Origin of the sequence: Amycolatopsis decaplanina DSM 44594, from assembly GCF_000342005.1 — a bacterium.
Classification (GTDB): domain Bacteria; phylum Actinomycetota; class Actinomycetes; order Mycobacteriales; family Pseudonocardiaceae; genus Amycolatopsis; species Amycolatopsis decaplanina.
Genome location: NZ_AOHO01000022.1, coordinates 1 through 584 on the forward strand (window position 1 = coordinate 1; position 584 = coordinate 584).

Genomic DNA, 584 nt, shown 5'->3' on the forward strand with positions numbered 1-584 from the left:
GAAGGTGACGGCAGCAGCACGTGATCGCCTGGCCGTGCTCGCGGCCGAGAAGGGCCAGTCGATCGGCGCGTTCATCTCCGGTGTCGCGGACCGTCTCCCGACCGCAGCAGAGCTCGACGAGCGGGATGAGCGCACGCGCCAGGCCCTGAAGAAGTTCGGGGTNCGTGCTGGACACCGCCGCGTTGAAGGCGCTCGGCGACGGCAACAGGGTGCTGGCGAAGTTGCTCTATGGAACCCCGCGCGATGTCGACGATGTGGTCCTGGCCCTCTACCGCGGCCCGCGGCTTCTGGTCCCGGCGGAGGCCTTGCTCCGGGCGGGGCGGCAGCGAGCGGGCCTGACGCGGCACGTGTCGGTGCTGGAGCCGCTGCGCGTTGTCCCGCTGGACGCCCCGGCCGTCACCGCGCTGTGCGAGTCGCTGGCCGACCTGGATCCGGACATCGGCCACGTCGTGCACACCGCAGCCACGCACGACGCCTCGGTGATCACCCCGAAGCCCGAGGCCTACCCGGAATCGGTGCGCGTCGTGCGGCTGCCGATCTAGGCATCCCCGTTCTGGTGAAGAAGCCCGTGCCGTGCCGATCGG

1 protein-coding gene is annotated in these 584 nt (G+C 71.0%); it reads left to right on the forward strand.

Annotation, left to right across the window (positions count from 1 at the left end; genetic code table 11):
• The first annotated feature begins 164 nt into the window (after positions 1-164).
• Positions 165-542 carry a PIN domain-containing protein gene (locus H074_RS03385; protein WP_007028612.1) on the forward strand — a complete coding sequence of 126 codons (378 nt, stop codon included), beginning with the start codon at positions 165-167 and terminating at the stop codon, positions 540-542.
• Positions 543-584 lie beyond the last annotated feature (42 nt).